The sequence below is a fragment of the Streptomyces ipomoeae 91-03 genome (assembly GCF_000317595.1).
Lineage (GTDB): Bacteria > Actinomycetota > Actinomycetes > Streptomycetales > Streptomycetaceae > Streptomyces > Streptomyces ipomoeae.
On record NZ_AEJC01000095.1, the window covers coordinates 1 to 1,651 of the forward strand.

The window sequence follows — 1,651 nt, forward strand, 5'->3', positions numbered from 1 at the left end:
GGGAGCTGTTCCTGCCGGGGGTGGGTGAGGGGGCCCGGTACAAGTTCGAGATCACCTCCCGCCACGGCGACCGCTTCCTCAAGGCCGACCCAATGGCCCGCCACGCGGAGGCGCCGCCCGCGACGGCGTCGATCGTGACGGCCTCGCACTACGAGTGGGGCGACCAGGAGTGGATGGCGAGACGGTCCGACATCCTGGTCCACGAGGCGCCGTTCTGCGTCTACAAGGTCCATCTGCCGTCCTGGCGACCAGGGTTGACGTATCGTCAGCTCGCCGATGAACTACCGGCGTACGTCAAGGACCTCGACTTCACCCACGTCGAGTTCATGCCGGTCGCCCAGCATCCGTTCAGCGGATCCTGGGGCTACCAGGTCACCGGCTTCTACGCACCCACCGCACGGCTCGGCACCCCCGACGACTTCAGATACCTGGTCGACGCTCTCCACCGGGCCGGGATCGGCGTGATCCTGGACTGGGTTCCCGCCCATTTCCCCAAGGACGACTGGGCGTTGGCCCGCTTCGACGGGGAGACGCTGTACGAGCCCGGGGACACACGACGGGCCGAGCATCCGGACTGGGGGACGCTGGAGTTCGACCACGGGCGCCGCGAGGTGCGCAACTTCCTTGTCGCGAACGCCGTCTACTGGTGCGAGGAGTTCCACGTCGACGGACTCCGGGTGGACGCGGTCGCGTCGATGCTCTACCTCGACTACTCGCGGGACTCCGGTCAGTGGTCGCCCAATGTGTACGGCGGGCGTGAGGACCTGGACGCCGTCGCCTTCCTCCAGGAGATGAACGCGACCGTCTACCGGCGGGCGCCGGGTGTGGTGACCATCGCGGAGGAGTCCACGGCGTGGGACGGTGTGACCCGGCCGACCGACTCCGGTGGGCTGGGGTTCGGGCTCAAGTGGAACATGGGGTGGATGCACGACTCGCTGAGCTATGTGCGGCACGAGCCGGTGCACCGCAAGTACCACCACAACGAGATGACGTTCTCGATGGTGTACGCGTACAGCGAGAACTACGTGCTGCCGATCTCCCACGACGAGGTCGTGCACGGCAAGGCCTCGCTGGTGTCGAAGATGCCGGGCGGCTGGTGGCAGCGGCGCGCCAACCACCGCGCCTACCTGGGCTTCATGTGGGCCCACCCGGGCAAGCAGTTGCTGTTCATGGGCCAGGAGTTCGCCCAGGGCGCGGAGTGGTCCGAGCCGCAGGGGCCCGACTGGTGGCTGCTCGATCCGGCGTACGGGGCGGAGGCGGACCATCGGGGTGTGCGGGATCTGGTGCGGGATCTGAACCGTGTCTATCGGGCCACGCCGTCCCTCTGGCAGCGGGACAGTGATCCGGCCGGGTTCCAGTGGGTGCGGGGGGATGCCGCCGACGACAATGTCTTCGCCTTTCTGCGGCTCGACGCGGGGGGTGTGCCGCTGCTGGCCGTCTCCCACTTCAGTCCGGTCGTTCGGGAGGGATATCGGCTGGGGGTGCCGGAGGGCGTCCCTGCGTGGCGGGAGGTGCTGAACACGGATGCCGGGGGCTATGGGGGGAGCGGTGTGACGGCGCGCGAGCCGGTGACGAGCGAGTCGGAGCCGTGTGATGGGCGGCCGGTGAGCGTCCGGCTCACCTTGCCGCCGCTGGCGACGGTGTGGCTCCG

At 68.7% G+C, this 1,651-nt stretch carries 1 protein-coding gene; it reads left to right on the forward strand.

What is annotated here, in order from left to right; translation table 11 throughout:
• Nucleotides 1–1,651 (forward strand): 1,4-alpha-glucan branching enzyme (gene glgB, locus STRIP9103_RS06110; protein ID WP_048819786.1); only part of this gene is annotated, 1,651 nt, incomplete at both ends.